Source organism: Chryseobacterium gregarium DSM 19109 (assembly GCF_000430845.1).
Lineage (GTDB): Bacteria > Bacteroidota > Bacteroidia > Flavobacteriales > Weeksellaceae > Chryseobacterium > Chryseobacterium gregarium.
Map to the genome: position 1 here is coordinate 116,059 of NZ_AUMU01000013.1, position 21,178 is coordinate 137,236.

Genomic DNA, 21,178 nt, shown 5'->3' on the forward strand with positions numbered 1-21,178 from the left:
TTATTTTTTATCGTTTTTTGAAATTTTTTATAATTACATAGATGAGATATTTAATTAATTTTATTGCTTTGCGTTAATTACCACTCAGACATTCAGTAGTTTATTTTAATAAAAAAGGAATCTGACTATTCAATCAATAATAAAACGCGAATGAACTGAGAAGGAAGATTTTAAAATTTATATTTTTGATTCATCTCAATTCGTAATATACACAGCCGCTTGAAATTTGCGAGGGGGTATACATAGTTTAAATTATAAGCCCGGAAACAAAAGCTCCAAAGCCACGGGACTTTGGAGTGCGTTTTTAAAAACTGACCCTGATGTCGGCAGGCGTTTCCATCCTGATGGTAATCCTCGTAGACTCGTCAATAAGCTCAGGGTTTGCTGCCGCAAAGGTACCGTCTTCTTTCTTTTCCTGTACTTTAATGTCCCCGAAGTCGACTTCGTCTTTGGGAATCTCGATGAAGTAAGCATTTGTTTCCTCATCATGGGTAAAATGTTCTTTTTTGAAATCAATAAATTGCATAGTGATAGGGTTTGTTTAAAATTAATGTTAGCAATAATTGTGACATTCTGTAATATCCATGATATAAAGAGTTTTTAGCCGGATCTGTTTTTACACAAATTTTCCTGCTCTATCATTATCTAAAATGTATTCAGTACCGGTTTAGTATATGGCGTGATGTCGTTGCCTGTATACAGAATTAAACAAAGAGAAGAACATCTGCATAAATGCATCAAAGCACCTTTACAGGATTTCATTAAAGAGGCAGTGCTGCTGAAAATATTAAATTTTTATGATATGCTTATAAAGTTTTAATACGTTCTTGATCCGGCGTTTTACCATCATCCTGTGGTTGGCCTTAAGGATTCTGGTGAAACAGTATTCAGAAGCAATCCCTGAAAGCAAAGCATATTCAGAAGCTATGATTTTAATGGTTTCCGGATCATGGGTCAGCCTTGCAAAATTTTTAAGACGCTTATCGTTCTCAATATGCTCGTAAAAATTCATCCGGTTTAAATCTACAAGATAGATATGGTAGTCAGTGTTTTCCTTTATGATTAAAAAATTACCGGGGGAATTATCAATAAATTCTATGCCACCGTTGTGCAGGCGGTACATCACTGAAACATATTCTTTAATGATTTTTTCCCGGTCAGGAAAAGAATAGTCCCCGAGGACGTCAGCTAAAGTGAATGCATCTTTTAACTGTTCGCTGATGTAATAGCTGGATGTCAGGCCGATAAAATCATGGTTTTCAACATATGCTATGGGTTTCGGGGTATGGAAATTCTTACTGATCAGCATCTGTGCATATTCAAAAGACCGCCTGGCTTTGGATTTCCGGTAGAATTTATAAACATGCCGGTTGATGATATTGTGCTGCTTGAATGACTTGAAATTTAACGTAAAACCGTTGACCTCAAAAAATTTGATCACATTCCTGGTGCCGGTGCCTATTAAGGTCCCGTCATTTTTAAACCGGTTTAAAATAGCCATGATGTCTTGTCTGTATTGCGGTACGTCTCCGGCAAAAATCACTTTCATAACGCTTCTTATTTAAGGTTTAGGATCATTAAGGCTTTTAAGGATCAGTTCTGTGATACCTTGATGATCAACCCTGTTGGTATTGACCGAAAAGCTTTTATGGTTATAGGGTTGATAGCCTTTTTCATCCGTTACTGAAAACAAGCCGACGGTAGGCGTTCCCGAAGCGCTTGCCAGGTGCATGACCCCGTTGTCAGCAGCAATAAAAAGTGAGCAGGCTGCAATAAATGCGCCCATCTCACGGATATCCGTGCTGTAGAAAGAAGAGATGGTGAAATTGAGTCTGGATATGTTTTCCACCGGCAAGAGTTCAATAATATTATAATCGGGGAAAGCCTGTGCCAGCTTTCCGTAAAATCCTGCCCACCAGTCTTCCGGGTAGCATTTGTCTCCGGTAGCATTCGTAAACAGGCAGATTGTTTTTTTGTCGTTTTTTACCAGGTTGAATAATTTTTCCCTGCCGGCTTTTATTTCTTCATGATCCAGTTTAAGGTCAAGAGAGGGGAGCTGATGGGTAGGGCCATTGATTCCCAGCTGTACCAGATATTGTCTCAGGTTATAGATTGAATTTTTGGCAATATGCTGGTAATCGGCATGCCCTGAAGACAAGCTTTCATCAAAATCTCCGAACATCTTGTATTTTGAACGGGCAAAAAGGGTGGACAGTCTTCCGGATGACGACCCGTAATTGGCATTAATCACCAGATCGTAATTTCTGGTCTTGATCACTGCCCAGCCTTTGACATAGTTGAAAATATTTTTAAACGGCTTTTTGGGAAGCTGGATGATTTTGTTGATATGGGTATAGTTTTTATAGATGTCAGGAGTGATCCCGCCTTTTACGAAAAGATCAATCTCACTGTCGGGGAACGTCGCAATCACTTCCTGTACCAGCGGCGTCAGCAATACTAAGTTACCTAACCGGTGATTAGGCCGGGTAATTAATATTCTCCTGATCGCAGTGTTTCCTCCATTACCTGCTTCTTCATTCGATTTTCCTATGTTTTTAGTCAGATTGCGCATTACGGATCTTCTGACCCCGTTAATTCTCTTGTGAATGTTCATGAACTGCAGGTTGATTTAAAGCTTATTATCAGGGAGTAAATTTAATCTTAAAATGGCAAAAATTAATCAATCGATTGATTATAACCATTTATGATGATGATAGATGAAAGCAATAATACAATAAGTTTCAATCTATAAAATATAGCTCAGAATTTTTGGTCTTACAGAACATAGGATAATTGATTATCCGTAATTCGTCATCTCTATTAACTTGACGACACATAGAGCCCGGCTTGCATTTTTGATAATTGTTGAAAGTCATTCGTTTATTATTTTAAATGAATAATATCAGACCGGTTTGACCGGCAGATCCTGGAAACTCCGAGTGGCAATTCCGGGCTGAGCTATGCTGAGATTGGCCGGATGATTTCCCTTTCGCCATCTGTAACAAAAGAGAGGATCCGGAATCTGACCGATGTGGGTAATCAAAAAGATTCGGTATAGAAGCAGATTACCGGAAACTGGGCTGCGGCTTACACGTGGTTATTAACCTGATGTTCATTCATGATGCTTTAAAGGTTCATCAATAACCTGCCAAAATTCCCGGAGATCATACACGGTAAAAAAATGACCGGTGGGTATTGCATTATGACAGACTGTGCTGCGGGACAGTACCCATCTGGCCGAAATGATCGACCGCCTGATCCTGTACGGAATACCGAGTATTTTCATTCAGCTGTCAGAAATAGAAGCCGGGAATTCTTTAAGGATTGAAAATCATCATTTAATGGAAGGCGAGTTTTTCAGTTAAGGATACTTCTGAGCTGTGCGACATCGGTCCTATGAAATTCATGTATGATCATATCGGCTTCATGGGCACAGATCCCTGTATTCCCAGGTGCATAGGCTGCGACTTTCATTCCTGCCGATCTGGCAGCAGCCATTCCCGAAGAAGAATCTTCAATGGCCAGGCATGCCGGATGGGCTACCCCGAGTTTTTCTGCAGCCAGAAGATAGACTGCCGGGTCAGGTTTTCCTGCGCCTACCTCATCTGCAGATGTTACCGCATCGAAATAATGGGCAATTCCCAATTTATTTAAAACCACCGGAATAATCCTGGCCGGAGAATTTGTTGCCAGGCCGATTTTGATGCCGGATTGCTTTAGCGAGTCTATAAATACTTTAACGCCTGTTATTTCGGAATGTCCGGTATTGATGAGTTCAATCACCCTGTCAATGACCTGATCTTCTACCGCCTGATGATCGGCCTCATTCCATGGGAATTTCTCATACCAGAATGCGGTAACTTCCTTGGTCGTCATCTGCTGGGTCAATGCGGTGAATTCTGCCGAAACCCGTACACCCAGTGATCCGAATACTTCTGATTCTGCCTGTTTCCAGAATTTTTCAGAATCTATCAGGACACCGTCCATATCGAATATGACCGCTTTAAGATGTTTCATTGTTTCCAGATTTTTAAATGGTAAGCCGCTTCCCAAAATGAGTATTCCATTCGTGAAGAAGTTATGAATGCTTCCGTCATTCGCTCTCTTATGGCAGGAGTGGTCTCTGAAGCAACCCGGTCACAGATGCTGACTGCCTGCTCTACGGCATTGGCAAAGTCTTCCCCTCCGTACGTGTCAATCCATTTCTGGTATGGGTTATTACCAGACTGATGGCGGCGGCAGATATGGTCTCCCACTTTTTTATAGATCCAGAAGCAGGGGAGCAGGGCTGCCATAGCAATCTCTACGGCGTCCAAAGCCGCTGTACTCTTGAGGAAATGGACATAATGATGGCAGGCAGGCTGCATAGTTCCTTTATCAGTTAAGCCGAAATCCCTGAAATAGGATTCATGGAGCGCATTTTCAACGATTATGGCAGTTTCAGCATACTTCAGGTAGTTTAATGTATCCTTTACATCGTGTGCCCTTGCTGCAATTAATGCCAATGCCCTTCCGAAATGCTCAAGGTATAAAGAATCTTGGCCCATATAAAAACGGAATTTTTCTTCAGGCAGGGTGCCGTCAGCCAGTTCTTCAATAAAAGGCATCTGAAGGATAGATTGGTAGGTACCTTCAATGGGTTTCCAGGCAGATTCAGACCAGTTCATTTTTAATTAGTTTTTGCGGGTTAAAAAAGTGGTTCAGCGGGCCGTTTCCTTTTCCGGTCACGACATCTTTTCCGGTGCTGATGGCTTCAAATACGTAGTCCTGTGCAAGCGCAACCGCATTGTATAATGCTTCACCTCTGGCAAGATAGGCAGCGATCGCTGAGGAAAGCGTACAGCCGGAACCATGGGTATTGACGGTTGCCAGTTTTTCAGTTTCAAAAGAATACTGCTTTCCGTTTTCGTCAAAAAGTAAAGAAGTAACGGTGGATGAGTCCTGATGCCCGCCTTTCAGCAGTATATTTTTGCATCCGTATGCTAAGATCTTGTCTCCTGCCGTCCGCATTTCTTCAAGGGTCTTTACATTCATGCCGGCCAGTATGGAAGCTTCGTCCATGTTAGGCGTGATGATGTCGGCAATGGGGAATAATTTTTCGGTAATGGCAATGATGGTTTCCTCTACGATCAGCCGGTCACCGCTGGTCGCCACCATCACGGGATCGAAAACAACGGGGATTTTCGGATATTTGCTTAAGGTCATTACAATGGTTTCTACCAGTTGCGGGGTATGCACCATCCCGATCTTGACGGCCTGCGGGAAAATATCATCCAGCACAGCTTCGATCTGATCGGAAACGGCTTCGACCGGGATAGGGTATATCTTTCTTACGCCCGTTGTGTTCTGGACCGGAAGCGCGGTAAGTACCGAGGTGGCATAACATCCAAGCGCCGAAAATGTCTTGATGTCGGCCTGAATTCCGGCACCGCCGCTGCCGTCAAAACCGGCAATCGTCATGACGGAAGGATAGGTATATTTTTTCATTTCAGTATTTCATTTTTAAGTTCGTACGCTGCTTTCTCAGGATTTTCTGCACCGCAGACCGCCGAAACCACAGCTAAGGTGTCGGCTCCCGCTCTGATGATGGCCGCCGCATTGGAAGAATTGATATTTCCGATGGCCACCAGCGGCTTATGGGTGAGGGAGCGTATTTTCGACAGGCCGTCCAGTCCCCATTCCGTAACGGTATCTCTTTTGGTATCCGTACTGAATACGGGGCTGATGCCCAAATAATCTGATACGGCTGTATTTTCATTTTCCAGCTGGCTGAGGTATTCAATGGAATACCCGATCATTTTATCTTTAAAATACGGCTGGTTCCTCAGTATATGCGGTGCCGTATCATGATTTCCGACATGAATCCCCTTACATCCGGCTTCCCAGGCAACTTCAGCATGATCATTAATGATCAGCGGGATATTGTATTTGTCCGTTACCTCTTTTAACTTTAAGGCTTTATAGAGAAACGCGGCAGTCGAGTCATTTTTTTCGCGCAGCTGAATCACATCCACGCCTCCTGCAATCGATTGTTCCGCAACCTTGAGAAAATCTTTCCCCCGGCAGTCTTTTTCTGAAATCACCAGATACAACAGGTAAGGAAATTAAGAGTTAACCTTCATGGTTATCCAGTTTTAAACGGTCAGAAAACTCTTCCTGCGTAATGGAATACAGATGATCAAGAAGGTAAACCTGCAGGCTTCCGGGGCCATTGCTTTGTTCAGCTGCCAGTTCTCCTGCAATGCCCAAGAGGCTCATAGCAGCCACCACCGCTTCCGTTTTATTTCCGGTAACGCCGAGAAAAGCGCCGATCATTGCTGATGCCGTACAGCCGAGCCCGGTTACTTTTGTCATCATAGGATGGCCGTTTTTTAAAGAGATCTTTTGGCCTTTGCTGATAACGATGTCGGTTTCCCCTGAAATGCAGACCACCGAATGATGCTTTTCTGCAAGAGATTGTGCCGCCTCAACGGCTTCATTGCTTACGGCTGTACTGTCAACGCCTTTGGTAACGGCCCTGTTTGCTTTTGTCAGGGCGATAATTTCAGAAGCATTCCCGCGGATTACCGGAGGGTCTAAAGACAGCAGCCTGCTCAGGACCTGATCCCGGTAAGGGGTTGCGCCTGCCCCTACAGGATCCAATACCCAGGGTTTTTGCAGGTCGTTGGCCTTTTCTGCAGCAAGCAGCATGGCTTCTTCCCAGTATTCATCCACTGTGCCGATGTTGATGACCGATGCATTTGCAATAGCTGTCATATCTTTTACCTCTGATTTTGCATGGGCCATTATCGGGGATGCACCAATCGCCAGCAGTGAATTGGCGGTGGTATTCATCACCACATAGTTGGTGATATTGTGAACGAGGGGAGCTGTACTCCTTACGCGGAGTATATGTTGCCAGAGTATAGTTTTCATTTCTTATATTGTATGAATAAAAGCTTTAGGATACATCCGGAACAACGGCCACAGCGAATGTATGGCATGTTGCTTTTCCCTACGCCGGTGTAAGCCGTATCAGGTTCAAAGGGACTGTCTCAATTCTTTTTCAGAATACCCCTAAAGCGTCATGTAAAAGTATTGAAAAATTTTCACCTGATCGGTAAAGCACGTTTAAATTTAGCATTGAAGCATATAAAATTTTTTAAAGGTTGTTTTTTTGAGTTTAAACGGGTTAAATGAAGGTAAGATCTGAGCGATTAAGTAATCTTCAGAAAATTATTTTTAAAGTAAAGTTGAACAGGCTCTTAAAGTGATGCAAATCACAAATTATCACTGAATTTAAAGACCTAAATTAATTCCCGAAACGGTTATTAATCTTCTATTATTATAGAATTGTTGTAAAAATCGTATGTTACAATATTTTGATTGTCAGTGTTTTGTGAATTTTTATTTCTTGTGGTATGGGTACCACAAGATGGTCCGTGGCATAAACTTTGCGAACTTAAATCAATATGACACCAACCACAACCACACAAAATACAGATCAGGCACTGATCGCAGAAGATGCTTTTAAGGCATTTGTAGATGATGCGTCTTTTCCCTGTGTAGCTGCCAAGGCTGCATTGAATAAAGATCAGATGAAATTGTTTGTAGCAGGTCATATTGCCTGTCCGAAAGACGACCGGCAGATTCTGGATTTCATTTACGAATTTGTAGACGGATACCGCAATGCAGATAATCATTTCCATACCGTATGTATTATCTTTCCGGAAGCGGAGGGGCTTAATGAAGCTTTATTTGAACAGTTCATGTGGATGCGCCTTCAGGCATTATCTGACCTGGATGCTAAAGATTACCCTTATGACCGCAGGGTAAGCGCAGATCCCCAATCCGATCTGTTCAGCTTCAGCTTAAAGGAAGAGGCTTTTTTTATCATCGGCCTCAACCCGGACAGCAGCCGGCCGGCACGCCGTTTTAAATATCCCGCTCTTGTATTCAATCCCCATGCCCAGTTTGAGGAGTTAAGGGAGCTGAAGCGTTATGACAAGATGAAAAATATAGTCCGCAAAAAAGATGTTGCCCTGAGTGGCTCCATCAATCCGATGCTCCAGGATTTCGGTGCGGCCTCGGAAGTATACCAGTACAGCGGCATGCAGTATGACAACAGCTGGAAATGTCCTTTTAAACCTAAAAATATATGAATACCATACCACCGCGCAGCGGGGCTGCATTTACCCTGAAGAAAGGGGAGCGACTCATGATTACCGATATTCAGGGAGAGCAGGTCTCCGATTTTATCTGCTTCAATCTCCATGATACCAAAGAATATCTTTCCTCCGGAAGAACCATTGATTATGCCGAAACCATTTTCCTGACGAAAGGAAATCCATTTTATTCTAACCGCAGCAATATCATGTTCGATATCGTAGAAGATACCGTGGGGCGTCATGATTTTTTACTGACACCCTGTAGTGCCGATACCTTCCGGATCATTTATGGCGATACCAACCCGCACCGGGGCTGTTTCGGAAATCTTTGTGAAGCACTGGAACCTTACGGAATTACACCGGATGAAATACCGATCTGCTTCAATGTATTCATGCATGTGGCGGTAGACGGGGAAACCGGTAAAATCAGTGTGCTGCCGCCAAAAAGCAGGGCCGGCGACCATATTGTAATTGAAGCTAAAATGGACCTGATTGTAGGCATGACCGCATGTTCCGCAGAAATGTCCAATAATTATTCTTTCAAGCCCATCGGTTATGCGGTGGAATCCGATATTTAAGTAGCAGGATGCTAAACGATATTTGAAAATAAATTAAGTCTAAAAATCTTAATCTTACAACGGTGTCAAAGTTGAGTTCGAGGTTCAAGATCATTAATATAAAATAAGGTGTTGCAGATGCAACACCTTATTTTTTTGTCCGACGGTTTGTTAATGCTAAGAACCTTCTTTATCGTTTTGTTTTGATTTACAACCGGGAGGAGATCCTGATGGATATATTTCTACTGCAGGAAAGTCTTTAAATAATCCGTACCTGAAGTCCATGAAATTCCTTCATACCGGTCATTGGCCAACTCATCATGCTGTGCCTTAAACATCGAATACATATATTGTCCCTGCTGGAATTTAGCATACAGTTCATTTTCACCGGCCGGATCTTCCGCTCTCTGCTTTTTTATAGCTTCGGCAAAATGTTCCAGGCTCGATAGCTGATAGATTTTAAATTCCTGTCCGCTCACTTCTTTTACCTCTTCCAACAGCATGTTCGGGCTGATCTGAAAGCTGGCGATCTGCAGATTCCTCGGCGCCTGATCGCCCAGTGCTGCTTCCGCCGTAAAGGATGCGGTATTATCCATAGTGGTGAAATCCAGTTTCCAGTCGGCCTTATCTCCCCAGTAACCGATGCTTTTGTCTTTTATATTCAGGATCGGGGTATTGTATTTTAAAATATCCGCGAAACAGCCGTTAAAAACAGAAGAAACCTGTATGGGCAGTCCGTCGATGTATGTTCTGAAAGTCCTTCTAAGGTCGAAATTCCTGTTTTCGCCTTCCTTCAGTAACGTATAATCCGTACAGAAATCAGAAGTGATAAATCTCGGCACGCCTGCGGTTACAGCGGCGTCTGCAATTTTTTTCTGCAGGTCGATAATAACATCTCCTAAGCCTGCCAGTACGGACACGACACAGTGTACTCCTCTGCATGCTTCTACAATGGCTTGTGTATCATTAAAGTCAATACATTTAATTTCCACTCCCATTTTTTCAAGGGCGTCTGTCTTATCTGGGTCAGAGGAAGTGCGCACAATGGCCCGCACTTTGGCACCGCGCTGTATTAACTCCCTGCAGATCCTGTATCCCAGGTTTCCGGTTGCACCGGCAACTAAAATTGTTTTTTTCATTCTGATATTTTTTTAAGAGGCTAAAAAGGGCAATACGATATCCAGTACCTGTTGAGGCTGCTCTTCAAACAGGTAATGCCCGCTTTCTGTAATCCCGAAGACTTTAACATCGGCAGCTACGTAAGGCAGCCCCATATTCATATAATTGTAACTCATGTAACTGCCGATTCCCAATACTGGCATTGTCAATTGCTCGTAGTGTTTCGAATCCTCAATATCCTGATTAAAGGTCTGGTACCACGCGTTCGATGCCCTGATGCTTGCTTTGTCGTTATAGGCAGCTGCATACACGGCTCTTTCGAGGCCGGTCATTTTGCTTTCGTCGATCATGACATACTTAAAAAGCCATTCCTGCAACAGATGGAAACGCCCTTCCAGTATCTGTTCGGGCAGTCCTTTTACCTGGTTGAAACCCATCCACCAGGTGTACGGCATATCAGCATCCATCTTTTCGCTGAAAGTTCCAGGTGCAGGGATCAACGGCATCTGAAGCATCTCTGCACTTGGGTGTGAACCGTCCAGGACAATAAGCTTTTCGGTCATTTCAGGATAATTGAAGGCGAAGCTCATGGCCACCATTCCGCCGATATCATGACCCATGATATTAACTTTTTCGAGCCCGAGTTGAATGGCCAGCTCACGGATATCAGCAGCCATCGTTTTTTTATCATATCCCGATTCCGGCTTTTCAGAAGTCCCCATCCCCCTCAGATCCGCTATGATTACCCGGTGTTTTTCGGCAAGCTGCATGGCGACAGGCCGTAAAGAATACCAAGTCTGGGGCCAGCCGGGGAGGCATATCAGAGGCTTTCCGATGCCGCCTTCAACATAATGGATTTTCACCCCGTTGACGCGGATGTATTTATTTTCAAACCCGGGAAATTTTTTAATCAGTTCCTCATCGGAATAATCATGTAATGTAACGTCTGTATTTTCTTGCATGCCGTTCTTTGTTTTATAATACAAAGGTAAACGGCATTTGATGCGGCAAAACTACCATCTGGTAGAAAATATGTTTTACCGGATATTTTTTCTGATCCTGCTCAGCGCATTGGGGGTAATGCCCAGCACGCTTGCCAGCTGCTTCACCGGAATTTTCTGAAGGATTTCAGGAGTATTGATGAATTCCATGTACCGTTCTTCGGCCGTAAGCGTCTGAAACTTTAAGATCTGATCAATCATCCTCACGCACGTTTCTTCCCAGATTTTCCGGCCGAACTCATGCCATACCGGGACATAGCCATACAGGAAATCCATGTCCTTCTTATCGATGACGATAAGTTCGGTATCTTCTATGGCCATGATATTGAACCGGGTCGGTTTCTGTGGATTCAGGCTGGATATTTCCGTAAAAAATTCATTCTCGAAAACCACCCAGGTCGTGTTTTCACCATTCTCTGCTTCATAGAAAAACCGAAGGCCTCCTGACAGAATAAAAAAATACTGGCCGGCGATCTGCCCCTTTTTCAGGACCAGTTTTCCTTTCGGTACCGTTTTCTCCCTGCATTTTGAAAGGACCATGTTCAGTTCGGTTTCGTCAATACCGATCATTGTTTTAATAAACGTTACGAATTTTTCCACGGGTAATTTAGAATATTTTATTTTAAAAACATATCTGCCTGTTTCTGAGTAGTCCATTTGCAGGATCTCAGATCCTTTGAGCACTCCGCTACATCAGGATTAATAATAACTCTAAGGTAGAGGTTTCTTTTTATCTGCAGAAATTATATTCCTGATTATTGATGATCATCAAGGCTGATCTGACTAAATATGACAATGAAATAGGGTGATCTTCATTCAGGTTACAAAGTCCCGCGATTCCGTTATTTTATTCCCCGTGCTGTTTCACACCTTTGCCGTATAAATATACAGACATATGAATATTGTACTTACAGGATCTTTAGGAAACATCGGAAAGCCGTTAGCGGCAGAATTATTACAAAAAGGGCATCACGTAAAAGTCATAAGCAGCACACCGGAAAGAAGAGCAGACATTGAGGCATTGGGCGCTGAAGCAGCCATCGGGACCATGCAGGACGGCGTTTTTCTGACCGAAGCTTTCAGAGGGGCGGATATTGTATACCTGATGGAAGCCTGGGAAGGCATAGGCAGCATCTTTGATAACAGCGTTGATTTTGTGGCGGGGTTTGAGAATATCGGACACAATTACAAGCTTGCAGTAGAAGAATCGGGGGTTAAAAAAATAATACACCTCAGCAGCATCGGGGCACATACGGATCACGGCACCGGCAGCCTCTATCTTCACCACAAGGTGGAAAAGATCTTGGGCCAGCTTCCTGATAATGTATCGATTAAATTTATGCGGCCTGTCGGGTTCTATACCAATATTTTCAGGTATGCACAGACGATAAAGAAACAGGGAGCGATTATCCAGGGGTATGGAGGCGATCAGAAAGAGCCATGGGTTTCGCCGGTTGATATTGCAGCAGCAATCGCCGGAGAAACGGAGCAGCCGTTTGAAGGCAGAACTGTGCGTTACCTTGCCAGCGATGAAGTTTCTCCCAACGAAATTGCTGCTATGATCGGTGAAGCAATAGGCAACCCTGATTTAATGTGGAAGGGAGTCTCTGATGAGGAAATGCTCAGCGGAATGCTTGCCGCAGGAATGAACGAATGGATTGCCAAAGGCTTTGTGGAAATGCAGGCCGCCCAGCGAAACGGGAGCTTGTATGAAGATTACTACCGCAACCGGCCGGTTTTAGGAAAAACCAAAATGAAGGATTTCGCCAAAGAATTTGCACTCATTTATCATTCATTAAATTAATAAGATATGAAAAAAGTATTGATCACCGGAGCGAATAAAGGCATCGGTCTAGAAACGGCCCGTCAGATGCTTCGTCACGGATATTATGTTTTTATCGGATCCCGTACGATAGAGAACGGAAATGCTTCTGTGGAACAGCTTAAAGCGGAAGGTTTTGAAAATACCGAAGCCGTTCAGCTGGATGTTACGGATATTGAGTCGGTACAATCAGCCCGTGAAGTTATCGGGGGAAAGACAGCGGTGCTTGATGTCCTGATCAACAATGCCGGGATCAACGGCGGATGGCCGCAGTCTCCGTTTGACGCCACCATTGATCAGTTTAAATCGGTCTTTGATACCAATGTCTACGGTGTGGTACGGGTAACCCAGGCATTTATGGACCTGCTGAGAAATGCTGAACAGCCGAGGATTGTCAATGTATCGTCCAGCGGATGTTCATTAACGTTAAACAGTGATCCCGACTGGAAATATTATACGCACAAAGCTGCGGTGTATCCTGCATCAAAAGCTGCCCTGAATATGTATACCATAGATCTGGCATACGAATTACGGGATACGCCGTTTAAAGTAAATGCCGTCTGCCCCGGTTTCGTCGGTACCGATTTCAATAATTACCAGGGTACCGGAACGGCAGCGGAAGGCGGAGCACGTATTGCCAGATATGCTATGATAGGGGATGACGGGCCTACCGGAAAATTCATCAGTGAAGAACATAATCCGGAAACAGGGGATTGTCCCTGGTAGAAAACTTAACAAGCAGATAGATGGGAAGCTTCTCCGAAAGGGGAGCTTCCCATCTATCTGCGAATTGCTTACATTTACGCTATGAAAAAGGAAGAAACTGCCTTCTATAAATTTGAATCTTTAACGGACTTTCACCGTGTTTTCGGCTTGCCCAAACCATTGCACCCGCTGGTCAGTTATATTGATATCAAAGATATGACGATAGAAGAGGGGAAACTGCCGCCGTCCATTGTACTGCCTTTTTATAAGATCGTATACAAGACGCTTCTTTGCGGAAAAGCAAAGTACGGACAGAATCATTATGATTTCGGTGAAGGCGGGCTGGTATTTACAGCACCCAACCAGCTGTTTGAATCGCCTGCAGGCCAGCCGGGTTCCGGCCATCTGCTGCTGATCCATCCGGATTTTTTGCTCTCTTATCCGCTGGCGAAGAAGATCAGGGAATTCGGGTTCTTTTCATACGCGGCCAATGAGGCACTCCATCTGTCTGAAAAAGAAAAGTCAACTGTTTTTTCAATTTTCGGTATCATTGACGACGAATTAAACGGCAGGATCGACGATTTCAGCCAGGATGTCATTGTTTCCCAGATCGAGCTGCTGCTGAATTACAGCAACCGTTTCTACAAGCGCCAGTTCATCACCAGGAAAGCGGCCAACAGCGATCTGCTGCAGAAGCTGGAAGATATCATCGATGGGTATTTCATTGCCGGAACCCCGATGGCGGAAGGCACGCTGAGTGTTCAGAACCTTTCGGAGCAGCTGAATGTTTCGCCGGGTTACCTGAGTGATATGCTGCGTTCTTACACCGGGCAAAACGCCCAGCAGCTGATTCACGGTAAGATGATTGAAAAAGCCAAGGAAATATTGTCAACGTCCAATGCTTCTGTTGCTGAAATCGCCTACCAGCTGGGATTTGAGCATCCGCAGTCGTTCAGCCGCCTTTTCAAAATAAAAACAAGCCTTTCCCCTTTAGAATTCAGGAAATCGTTTAATTAATCAGTTATTACTATTGTGTTGGTGTCATCTTATTAATTTTAATTACGTCCTGTTTTACAAGAAATTTCTATGTTTTTTTGCATAAAAAACAGCATTCTCCTGTCTCGATCATAAGTTTTTAATCATATCTTTTCATTAAAGCGTTTCTTCGGGAATTACGGCATCCCGATTGATAATCAAAAAGGTATGGCAACGAATTATACAATAGAAAACCTGGATTCATATGATACCCCTCTTCTGGCAGTGTACCCTGAAAAAATAAGCAGGAATATTGATTTGATAATCAGTATGTTCGAAAGTAAAAACCAGATCCGGCCGCATGTAAAGACACATAAATGCCCTGAGGTCGTCAGGCTTCTTTTAGCCGCAGGGATTACCAAATTCAAATGTGCCACTGTTGCAGAAGCAGAAATGCTTGCCGCAACCGATGCTGAAGATATTTTAATAGCCTATCAGCCCGTCGGGCCAAAAGTAGGCCGGTTTATTAATTTAATGCTTGAATATCCTGCCAGCCGTTTTTCCTGTCTGGTTGATAATCTAACCTCTGCCACCCGGATCTCAGATGCTGCTTCTGCTTCCGGAGTGATAGCAGAGGTATGGATCGATTTGAATGTAGGGATGGACCGGACTGGTATTATTCCGGGAGATGAGACGGTAAAGCTGTTTCATAGGTGCAGCAGTTTAAATAATATTAAGATTTTGGGTTTGCATGCCTATGACGGCCATTTGACAGAACCCGATGAAAAGGTACGCCTGGCAAAGGCAGAGGCAAGTTTCAATGCAGTCCGTAAACTGGTATCGGAACTTGAACATGCCGGATATGATACCCCGTGTATTGTGGCGGGAAGCACACCTACCCTCAGGTTTTACGCCGGACATCCCGATGTAGAATGTAGCCCGGGAACATTTATCTACTGGGACCGGCATTATCAGGATTCTTTTCCTGAACTCGGTTTTGAAGCCGCTGCCGCTGTTGTCACCAGGGTCATTTCAAAGCCCTATTCAGGAACAGCCTGCCTGGATTTAGGCTATAAGTCAGTTTCCTCGGAAGGAAAACCGGATGAAAGGATATGGATGCCTGAGCTTCCTGAAGCAGAGGTTGTTTCACAGAGTGAAGAACATCTTTTAGTTTCCGGTACGCCGACGCTTCAGGTAGGCGATGCAGTGTACGGGTTTCCTTATCATATAGGACGTACCTGCAATTTGTATGAAGGCTGTGCTGTTGTGGAACAAGGACATATTGTTTCCCACTGGAACCATACCGCACGTTCCCGTCAAATCAATATTTAGCTGACTGTATTCCGGAAAATATATAAAGCTGCGTTCAAAATTACTGTAAGCCTTTATTTATTTTCAGTATTCGCATCGTTAAATTCTGAATCAGTTACCGGTTTCAGCCATGTGACCTGTACTTCATCTTTAAAATTGGTGATCGCAATATGTGTCATCATGGCATTTGCGGTGGCTCCGTGCCAGTGTTCCGTGTTTTCCGGGATATTGACCACGTCGCCCCTCCTGATAGCCTTCGCAGGTTTTCCTTTTTCCTGATAAAGTCCTGATCCCTCCGTTACTAGCAGAACCTGGCCCTTCGGATGCGTATGCCAGTTTGTTCTTGCGCCTTTTTCAAAGGTAACGGCTCCGGCGGAGAATCCGTTATTTTTATCTTTCGCTACCAAAGGCGATAAAAAAGCGTTACCGGTAAACCAGTCATTCGATAATTTTTCTCCTTTCGGGAAAAGAGAAGCTGTAGGTTCTTTGTCCATGATTTCTGAATTTTTATTATTGCACGATAGAAGGGCTATTGATAAGACGGAGATGGCCCATGCTCCGCTTAGGTTTTGTCTAAGCTTTTTCATTTTTAATCTTTCTGATGATTTTTGCAGGAATTCCGCCCACGACAGTATGATCGGGAACATCTTTTGAGACAACTGCTCCGGCAGCTACAATTGCATTTTCACCAACCGTGACGCCGGGAAGAACGGTGGCTCCGGCACCGATCCATGCTCCTTTCCTGATGACAATGGGTTTGGTAATTAATGCCTGCCTTTCATCAGGATTCACCGGATGGTTTTCTGTGATAAGATTGACCTTCGGACCGATCAGGACCTGGTCTTCAATGGTAATTCCACCCATATCCAGAAACGAACAGGCGTGGTTGATGAACACATTTTTCCCGATGGCGGTGAACTTCCCGAAATTGGTATAAAACGGAGGGAATATAGTAGTACTTTCGTCAATCGCATGTCCCGTAATTTCAGATAAAAACTGCCTGACATCTTTAACGTTACCAGAAGAATTTAACAGTTGGGAAAGCTGCAGCGTTCTTGTCACGATTTCATTGATTTTATCATAGCCGGGATCGGAAGCATACAATGCTCCACCTGATTTCAATCTTTCAAAAATATCTTTTTCAGGTAAGCCGGCAATGGTATTGTTTTGTGAATCCTTCATCTTGATTGGGTTTAATCATCGGGTACAAAGGTATAACCGCCTGAAGAGAAAGCAGTAATGATTATCAAACCAAAAATTAAGAAATTCAAACTTCAGTAACCCGGAATGATTTAGGATTGGTCCCTGTTGATTTTTTAAAGAAATTATTGAAATAGGTAGGATATTCATAGCCCAGTGCATAAGCGATTTCTGAAATACTCCAGTCCGTATGCTGAAGCAGCGCTTTCGCTTCCGTAATGATGCGTTCGGTAATGTGGGCGGTGGTGGATTTTCCCGTCACTTCTTTCACGGCACGGTTCAGGTAATTGGTATGCACGTTCAGATGCTGCGCGTACTGCTGTGCTGTTCTTAAGATAAGCGGGTTTCCGGCGGTCTCTATCGGGAACTGCCTTTCCAGCAGTTCAAGGAAAACGGATGATAATCTGGAAGCTGCATTCCTGTTCCGTTCATACTGTTCAGAAGGTTCCATCTTTAGGGATTCATGAATGATAAGGCTGATGTAATTACGGATCAGTTCATCTTTAAATACATAATCGCTTTCCTGCTCGGCAATCATCTTCTGAAAAACAGTATTGAGAAAAGCCCGCTGTTCTTCCGTGATTTTTAAAACCGGCGTGCCTCCTATTTTAAAGAAAGAAGATTGCTGCAGGCTTTCGGAACGTTCTGAATTTTTAAAGAATTCTTCCGAAAAAAGGATGGTATATCCTGCATACGAAGTAGAAATGGTTTCCCACGAATAGGGAATATACGGGTTGCCGAAGAAGAGAATGGTGCCTTCCTGTTCAAATGTCTTATCCGAATAGTGAATTTTGCTTTTACCGGTGGTGAGGCATATTTTATAAAATTCTTTCCTGCTGTAGATACGCGTGTCATGGCTGTCATTTTCAATTTGAAATGCCTTGAATCCCCGGAGCTTCAGCTCACTGTTAAATTCGGAAATGACCCGTGCTGCCTTTTCTTTCATGAGGTAAAGTTAAGAATTTCAAATTTCTATGGTTCATATTGTCTTAAAGGCGGTAAGAAGCCCCTATAAAATAATGTTTTTCCGCCGTGTGCTGTATCCCGTAATTGAGTCCTGCATCAAGCTTAAAATCCTTTGCTACTTCCATCTGAACGGCTGCATTGATAAAATTAGAAAACTGGTGGGCTTTAAAATCATATGTATAATACGTTTCTGCTATCCCTTCAATATCTTTCAACAGAGGATGGCTGACGGTCAGCGATTGTAAAAATTCAGTATGCATGGCGTGCTGGTCTTTGTCTTTCAGCCGGTCTGCCTCCACCTGAAATCCAAGTTTCCATTCCCCGGGGAATTTGTACAGCATAGGGACAATCAGTCCGCCTTCAAAGCGACTGTCATCTTCATATTTCGAAGTCGGAAACTTTACATAAGGCAGCAACGCCAGCACAAAATTCCCATGATCATTGCCTATCAGGTTCTGCTTAATCCTGATGTTCATATCACCATAGCCGTCCTGGGTTGTTTTGCTTCCGGAAGCCGGTTCTTTTTCTTCCTGCCTGCCGTAGGTTTGAAACCCGATTTGTATAGCCGTACTGCCGGTAAGCCCGATTTTAAGGTTGAACTGGTTGATCAGCAGGGTATGGGTCTGTTTTGATTCACTTGTTTCTCTGATCAGCCTCACCAGGTCGGTTTCAAACTGAAAATGACCGGCATCCACCGTGAAAGGAGATTCCGTAACGTCGGGGCGGTCCGTTTCCATTTCCCGCATCTGGCCCTGCGGAACAGGGTGGAATAAAGAATAGTTTTCCTGATGTGCCTGCTGTCCGGAGCATAAGGAAGAAAGGAATACTGTACAAAAAACGGGTATAGAAAAATTAAAATAACGGGTCATAGATCTGCTGGGTGTTTGCCTGTAAAAGTACTTAAAGATAGCATAAAAATACCTGTCGATAAAAGAAATTTACCAACAATATGGAACGGAACAGACCAAATTGAGAGATCAATATATTGCTGATCAACCAGTTCAAGACTAAAATTTAAACCGGCTTTAAAATAGAGATGATCCCGATTCCATTCGTTTTCTACCGGATAACAGAATTGCCCAGACATTCGGTGGGAGCCATGCCGAACTTCTTTTTAAAAGAATAAGAGAAATGTGACTGGCTTTGAAAGCCCAAGTCTAAATATATTGCTGAAGGCTTCTGCTGTTTTGTTTCTATAAGATATTTTGCGGTGCTCAGCCGTTTGTCCTGCAGCCATTGGCGTGGCGGTGAACCGAAGGTCTTTTGAAAATCCCGCTTGAAGCCTGCCAGGCTGCGGCCGGTAAGCTGCGCAAATTTTTCGACAGGGATATTGAAATGAAAGTTACTCAACATGAATTTTTCCAGGTCGATTTTATAAGGTTCTGAAAAGTCGAACAGGAAGTCCCGGAGCTCAGGCAGGGCAAGCAGCAGCAGCTTAACGATTTCTTTTACTTTCAGGATGCCCATTTCATCTGTTACAGCAGTCCCCGATCGGCGGGCATACGGAACAACGGACTGAAAATACCCCTGCAGGAATTCATTGGATGGGATTAACATATTCATAGGACCGGTATATTTCCGGTATGCCTCCAGTTTTTCCTCTAACGCGATCTTACGCAGCAGGTCTTCCTGAAGCGATATGACGATTGTCTCATAGGTGCCTCCCGGCAGCGGTGTTTTGCTAAGCTTGCCCAGCTGGTTCCTGCCGATCAGCAGCAGTTCCCCTCCGCTCATCGCGATGGTCTGCTTGGAAGTTTCCAGGATAAGCCGACCTGAAACCTGCAGGATCAGGGTGTGATGGTTCCAGATACAGGTTTTCTCTTTCCGCTCTTCGGAGAGGTAAGAATAAAAAATGACTCCCGGAAGGATTTCTGCTGGACTGGTATTATTCATTTATCGCTCTAGATAAGTGCTTCCTTGTATGGCACCTATGGCAAAGGTAGTGTTTAATGTATTCATTTCTTCCGAAGTCAGTGCGATATCCATTGCTGCAATATTTTCAGGTAACCGCGATCTGCGGCTCATGCTTACCAGAGGCATAATATAATCGCCCTGTTGTTTTACCCAAGCGATGGCAAGCTGTGCGGGCGTACAGCCTTTATGGTCGGCTAATGCTTTTAATACCTCCACTTTTTTAAGGTTATTGATTAAGTTTTCATCCTGAAAACGTGAAAAATGATTACGGTAATCGTTTTCGGCAAGCGGTGCTCTCATTTCGCCGGTGAGTAAACCTTCTGCCGTGTTGGCAAAAGCCACTACCGCAATGCCTAATTCTCTTGCTGTAGGCAAAAGTTCATTTTCTATCTGGCGATCGGCAAGCGAATAACCGATTTCAAGGGCGCTGATGGGGTGGATACTGGCAGCTTTCTGAAGCTGGTCAGCCGAAACCTCCGATACGCCGATGTGGCGGACTTTACCTTCTTTAACCAGGTCGGCTACCGTTCCGATAATATCTTCCAGCGGTACGCTGTTGTCCATACGGCTCGGCTGGTAAAGGTCGATGGTTTCTATACCGATGCGTGTGAGCGAGTAATTGATGAAATTCTTGATTGAAGCAGGGCGCAGATCCATACCCAGCCATTGGCCGTTATGGAAGATGGCCCCGAACTTTAAACTGATAAAAGCATCATCACGCCTGCCTTTGACGGCTTTGCCTATAAGCATCTCATTATGGCCCGCGCCGTAAAAATCTCCGGTATTTAAAAAATTAATGCCCTGGTCCAGTGCCTCACGGATAGTTGCTATACTTTCTGCTTCATCGGGAGTAGGGCCGCCCCAGATCGAAGACATGCGCATGCAGCCTAAACCAAGCCCTGACACGAACGGGCCGTTAGGGCCCAACTGAATTTTTTTACTGTTTTTCATTATACAAAAGTACACGTTGATAAAAGATAAACGTTTCTCCCACGGCTCAAAAATATGGCCTGTACGGCTCAAATTGTGAGATCATTTTGTTGTAATAATTCCAATAGGAGTTTCGCTGGCACATCTGAAAATAGTTTTTTAGCTCCTTGTTTTGAAAATAATTAAAGATGATTAACCTAGATTTCCGTTCTATTGCAAGAGTGTTTTTTCTCTGTACGGTACAGGGATAATGCCTGTAATCCTTAAAAAGCGTTGTCAAGCAGGAAGTTCTCTCAAAACCCAGATCGTAGGCAATGCCGGATACGTTATTTTATGAGCTTAATAACAGGTTTTCAGCTTCTTTGATTAAGAATATGAATATGATGATCTCTTCAGATGCTGCCCGGAAAATAACAGGATGAAAGAAATAAACGGTAAAGCCGGGCCCAGTTTCGTTAATAAGTTCATTGCATCATGCAGGTATTGAAGACTATTCTATTGCAATATAACCACGCAGATTGCATGTTACTA

The 21,178-nt window shown here is 43.8% G+C and carries 25 protein-coding genes and 1 riboswitch; of the genes, 8 read left to right on the plus strand and 17 right to left on the minus strand.

The window, feature by feature from the left end:
• Positions 1-304: 304 nt before the first annotated feature.
• The 3 genes from H561_RS0115240 to H561_RS0115255 all read right to left on the minus strand — a co-directional run bounded on the left by H561_RS0115240 (position 305) and on the right by H561_RS0115255 (position 2,614).
• Positions 305-526 carry a hypothetical protein gene (locus H561_RS0115240; RefSeq protein WP_027387800.1) on the minus strand — a complete coding sequence of 74 codons (222 nt, stop codon included), beginning with the start codon at positions 524-526 and terminating at the stop codon, positions 305-307.
• 261 nt (positions 527-787) lie between these two features.
• Positions 788-1,549, minus strand: a complete 762-nt coding sequence (locus tag H561_RS0115250) for a BUD32 family EKC/KEOPS complex subunit (RefSeq protein WP_027387801.1) — start codon at positions 1,547-1,549, stop codon at positions 788-790.
• 12 nt (positions 1,550-1,561) lie between these two features.
• Positions 1,562-2,614: a glycosyltransferase family 9 protein gene (locus H561_RS0115255; protein ID WP_027387802.1), complete on the minus strand. Its 1,053-nt coding sequence runs from the start codon at positions 2,612-2,614 to the stop codon at positions 1,562-1,564.
• Positions 2,615-2,899: 285 nt separating this feature from the next.
• Here H561_RS0115255 and H561_RS24510 point away from each other — a divergent pair, with 285 nt between their 5' ends.
• Complete coding sequence (locus H561_RS24510; protein ID WP_394330853.1) at positions 2,900-3,058, plus strand: winged helix-turn-helix transcriptional regulator; 159 nt, start codon at positions 2,900-2,902, stop codon at positions 3,056-3,058.
• Between the two features lie 154 nt (positions 3,059-3,212).
• Positions 3,213-3,365: a hypothetical protein gene (locus H561_RS23990; RefSeq protein ID WP_155845808.1), complete on the plus strand. Its 153-nt coding sequence runs from the start codon at positions 3,213-3,215 to the stop codon at positions 3,363-3,365.
• Here H561_RS23990 and hxpB read toward each other — a convergent pair.
• From hxpB to thiM, 5 genes are read right to left on the minus strand one after another with little or no spacing between them, the layout of a single operon-like run.
• Positions 3,358-4,017: a hexitol phosphatase HxpB gene (hxpB, locus tag H561_RS22595; RefSeq protein WP_051349403.1), complete on the minus strand. Its 660-nt coding sequence runs from the start codon at positions 4,015-4,017 to the stop codon at positions 3,358-3,360. The genes H561_RS23990 and hxpB overlap by 8 nt on opposite strands.
• Positions 4,014-4,667 (minus strand): thiaminase II, encoded by a 654-nt coding sequence (gene tenA / locus H561_RS0115270; protein ID WP_027387803.1) that lies wholly within the window; start codon positions 4,665-4,667, stop codon positions 4,014-4,016. Before tenA ends, hxpB begins: the two co-directional genes overlap by 4 nt.
• The gene (thiD, locus tag H561_RS0115275; RefSeq protein ID WP_027387804.1) at positions 4,654-5,487 is read right to left on the minus strand and encodes a bifunctional hydroxymethylpyrimidine kinase/phosphomethylpyrimidine kinase; all 834 of its coding nucleotides are present in this window, start codon (positions 5,485-5,487) and stop codon (positions 4,654-4,656) included. The genes tenA and thiD overlap by 14 nt, the downstream gene beginning before the upstream one ends.
• Complete coding sequence (gene thiE / locus H561_RS0115280) at positions 5,484-6,083, minus strand: thiamine phosphate synthase (protein WP_316929425.1); 600 nt, start codon at positions 6,081-6,083, stop codon at positions 5,484-5,486. Before thiE ends, thiD begins: the two co-directional genes overlap by 4 nt.
• Before the next feature lie 28 nt (positions 6,084-6,111).
• Positions 6,112-6,915: a hydroxyethylthiazole kinase gene (thiM, locus tag H561_RS0115285; RefSeq protein ID WP_027387806.1), complete on the minus strand. Its 804-nt coding sequence runs from the start codon at positions 6,913-6,915 to the stop codon at positions 6,112-6,114.
• Positions 6,916-6,974: 59 nt separating this feature from the next.
• Positions 6,975-7,068: riboswitch (TPP riboswitch) on the minus strand.
• Positions 7,069-7,451: 383 nt separating this feature from the next.
• Between thiM and gntA the strand changes: the two genes are divergently transcribed.
• Together gntA and H561_RS0115295 are read left to right on the plus strand one after the other, a co-directional pair.
• The gene (gene gntA, locus H561_RS0115290) at positions 7,452-8,141 is read left to right on the plus strand and encodes a guanitoxin biosynthesis heme-dependent pre-guanitoxin N-hydroxylase GntA (RefSeq protein WP_027387807.1); all 690 of its coding nucleotides are present in this window, start codon (positions 7,452-7,454) and stop codon (positions 8,139-8,141) included.
• Complete coding sequence (locus H561_RS0115295; protein WP_027387808.1) at positions 8,138-8,725, plus strand: DUF1989 domain-containing protein; 588 nt, start codon at positions 8,138-8,140, stop codon at positions 8,723-8,725. The genes gntA and H561_RS0115295 overlap by 4 nt, the downstream gene beginning before the upstream one ends.
• A 221-nt stretch (positions 8,726-8,946) precedes the next feature.
• Here H561_RS0115295 and H561_RS0115300 read toward each other — a convergent pair whose 3' ends face one another.
• The 3 genes from H561_RS0115300 to H561_RS0115310 form a co-directional block, all read right to left on the minus strand.
• On the minus strand, positions 8,947-9,843 hold the full coding sequence (locus H561_RS0115300) for an NmrA family NAD(P)-binding protein (protein ID WP_027387809.1): 897 nt from the start codon (positions 9,841-9,843) through the stop codon (positions 8,947-8,949).
• A 12-nt stretch (positions 9,844-9,855) separates the two neighbouring features.
• Complete coding sequence (locus H561_RS0115305; RefSeq protein ID WP_027387810.1) at positions 9,856-10,785, minus strand: alpha/beta fold hydrolase; 930 nt, start codon at positions 10,783-10,785, stop codon at positions 9,856-9,858.
• Positions 10,786-10,860: 75 nt separating this feature from the next.
• Positions 10,861-11,481 (minus strand): Crp/Fnr family transcriptional regulator, encoded by a 621-nt coding sequence (locus H561_RS0115310; RefSeq protein WP_228372283.1) that lies wholly within the window; start codon positions 11,479-11,481, stop codon positions 10,861-10,863.
• A gap of 238 nt (positions 11,482-11,719) precedes the next feature.
• Here H561_RS0115310 and H561_RS0115315 point away from each other — a divergent pair, with 238 nt between their 5' ends.
• The 4 genes from H561_RS0115315 to H561_RS0115330 all read left to right on the plus strand — a co-directional run bounded on the left by H561_RS0115315 (position 11,720) and on the right by H561_RS0115330 (position 15,658).
• Positions 11,720-12,628 carry an NAD(P)H-binding protein gene (locus H561_RS0115315; protein ID WP_027387812.1) on the plus strand — a complete coding sequence of 303 codons (909 nt, stop codon included), beginning with the start codon at positions 11,720-11,722 and terminating at the stop codon, positions 12,626-12,628.
• Between the two features lie 6 nt (positions 12,629-12,634).
• The gene (locus H561_RS0115320) at positions 12,635-13,372 is read left to right on the plus strand and encodes an SDR family NAD(P)-dependent oxidoreductase (protein WP_027387813.1); all 738 of its coding nucleotides are present in this window, start codon (positions 12,635-12,637) and stop codon (positions 13,370-13,372) included.
• 81 nt (positions 13,373-13,453) lie between these two features.
• Entirely contained in the window at positions 13,454-14,368 is a 915-nt protein-coding gene (locus H561_RS0115325) for a helix-turn-helix domain-containing protein (RefSeq protein ID WP_027387814.1), read from the plus strand.
• A 186-nt stretch (positions 14,369-14,554) separates the two neighbouring features.
• Entirely contained in the window at positions 14,555-15,658 is a 1,104-nt protein-coding gene (locus H561_RS0115330) for a D-TA family PLP-dependent enzyme (protein ID WP_027387815.1), read from the plus strand.
• 53 nt (positions 15,659-15,711) lie between these two features.
• Here H561_RS0115330 and H561_RS0115335 read toward each other — a convergent pair whose 3' ends face one another.
• The 6 genes from H561_RS0115335 to H561_RS0115365 all read right to left on the minus strand — a co-directional run bounded on the left by H561_RS0115335 (position 15,712) and on the right by H561_RS0115365 (position 20,644).
• On the minus strand, positions 15,712-16,224 hold the full coding sequence (locus H561_RS0115335) for a (R)-mandelonitrile lyase (protein ID WP_228372284.1): 513 nt from the start codon (positions 16,222-16,224) through the stop codon (positions 15,712-15,714).
• Positions 16,211-16,819, minus strand: a complete 609-nt coding sequence (locus H561_RS0115340; RefSeq protein WP_051349404.1) for a sugar O-acetyltransferase — start codon at positions 16,817-16,819, stop codon at positions 16,211-16,213. The genes H561_RS0115335 and H561_RS0115340 overlap by 14 nt, the downstream gene beginning before the upstream one ends.
• Before the next feature lie 85 nt (positions 16,820-16,904).
• Positions 16,905-17,783, minus strand: a complete 879-nt coding sequence (locus tag H561_RS0115345; protein WP_027387818.1) for a helix-turn-helix domain-containing protein — start codon at positions 17,781-17,783, stop codon at positions 16,905-16,907.
• A 43-nt stretch (positions 17,784-17,826) separates the two neighbouring features.
• A complete protein-coding gene (locus H561_RS0115350) occupies positions 17,827-18,672 on the minus strand; it encodes a transporter (protein WP_051349405.1) in 846 nt (281 codons plus the stop codon).
• A gap of 190 nt (positions 18,673-18,862) precedes the next feature.
• Positions 18,863-19,696, minus strand: coding sequence for a helix-turn-helix domain-containing protein (locus H561_RS0115360; RefSeq protein WP_027387821.1), 834 nt, complete (start codon positions 19,694-19,696; stop codon positions 18,863-18,865).
• Positions 19,697-20,644 carry an aldo/keto reductase gene (locus H561_RS0115365; protein WP_228372285.1) on the minus strand — a complete coding sequence of 316 codons (948 nt, stop codon included), beginning with the start codon at positions 20,642-20,644 and terminating at the stop codon, positions 19,697-19,699.
• Positions 20,645-21,178: the final 534 nt, after the last annotated feature.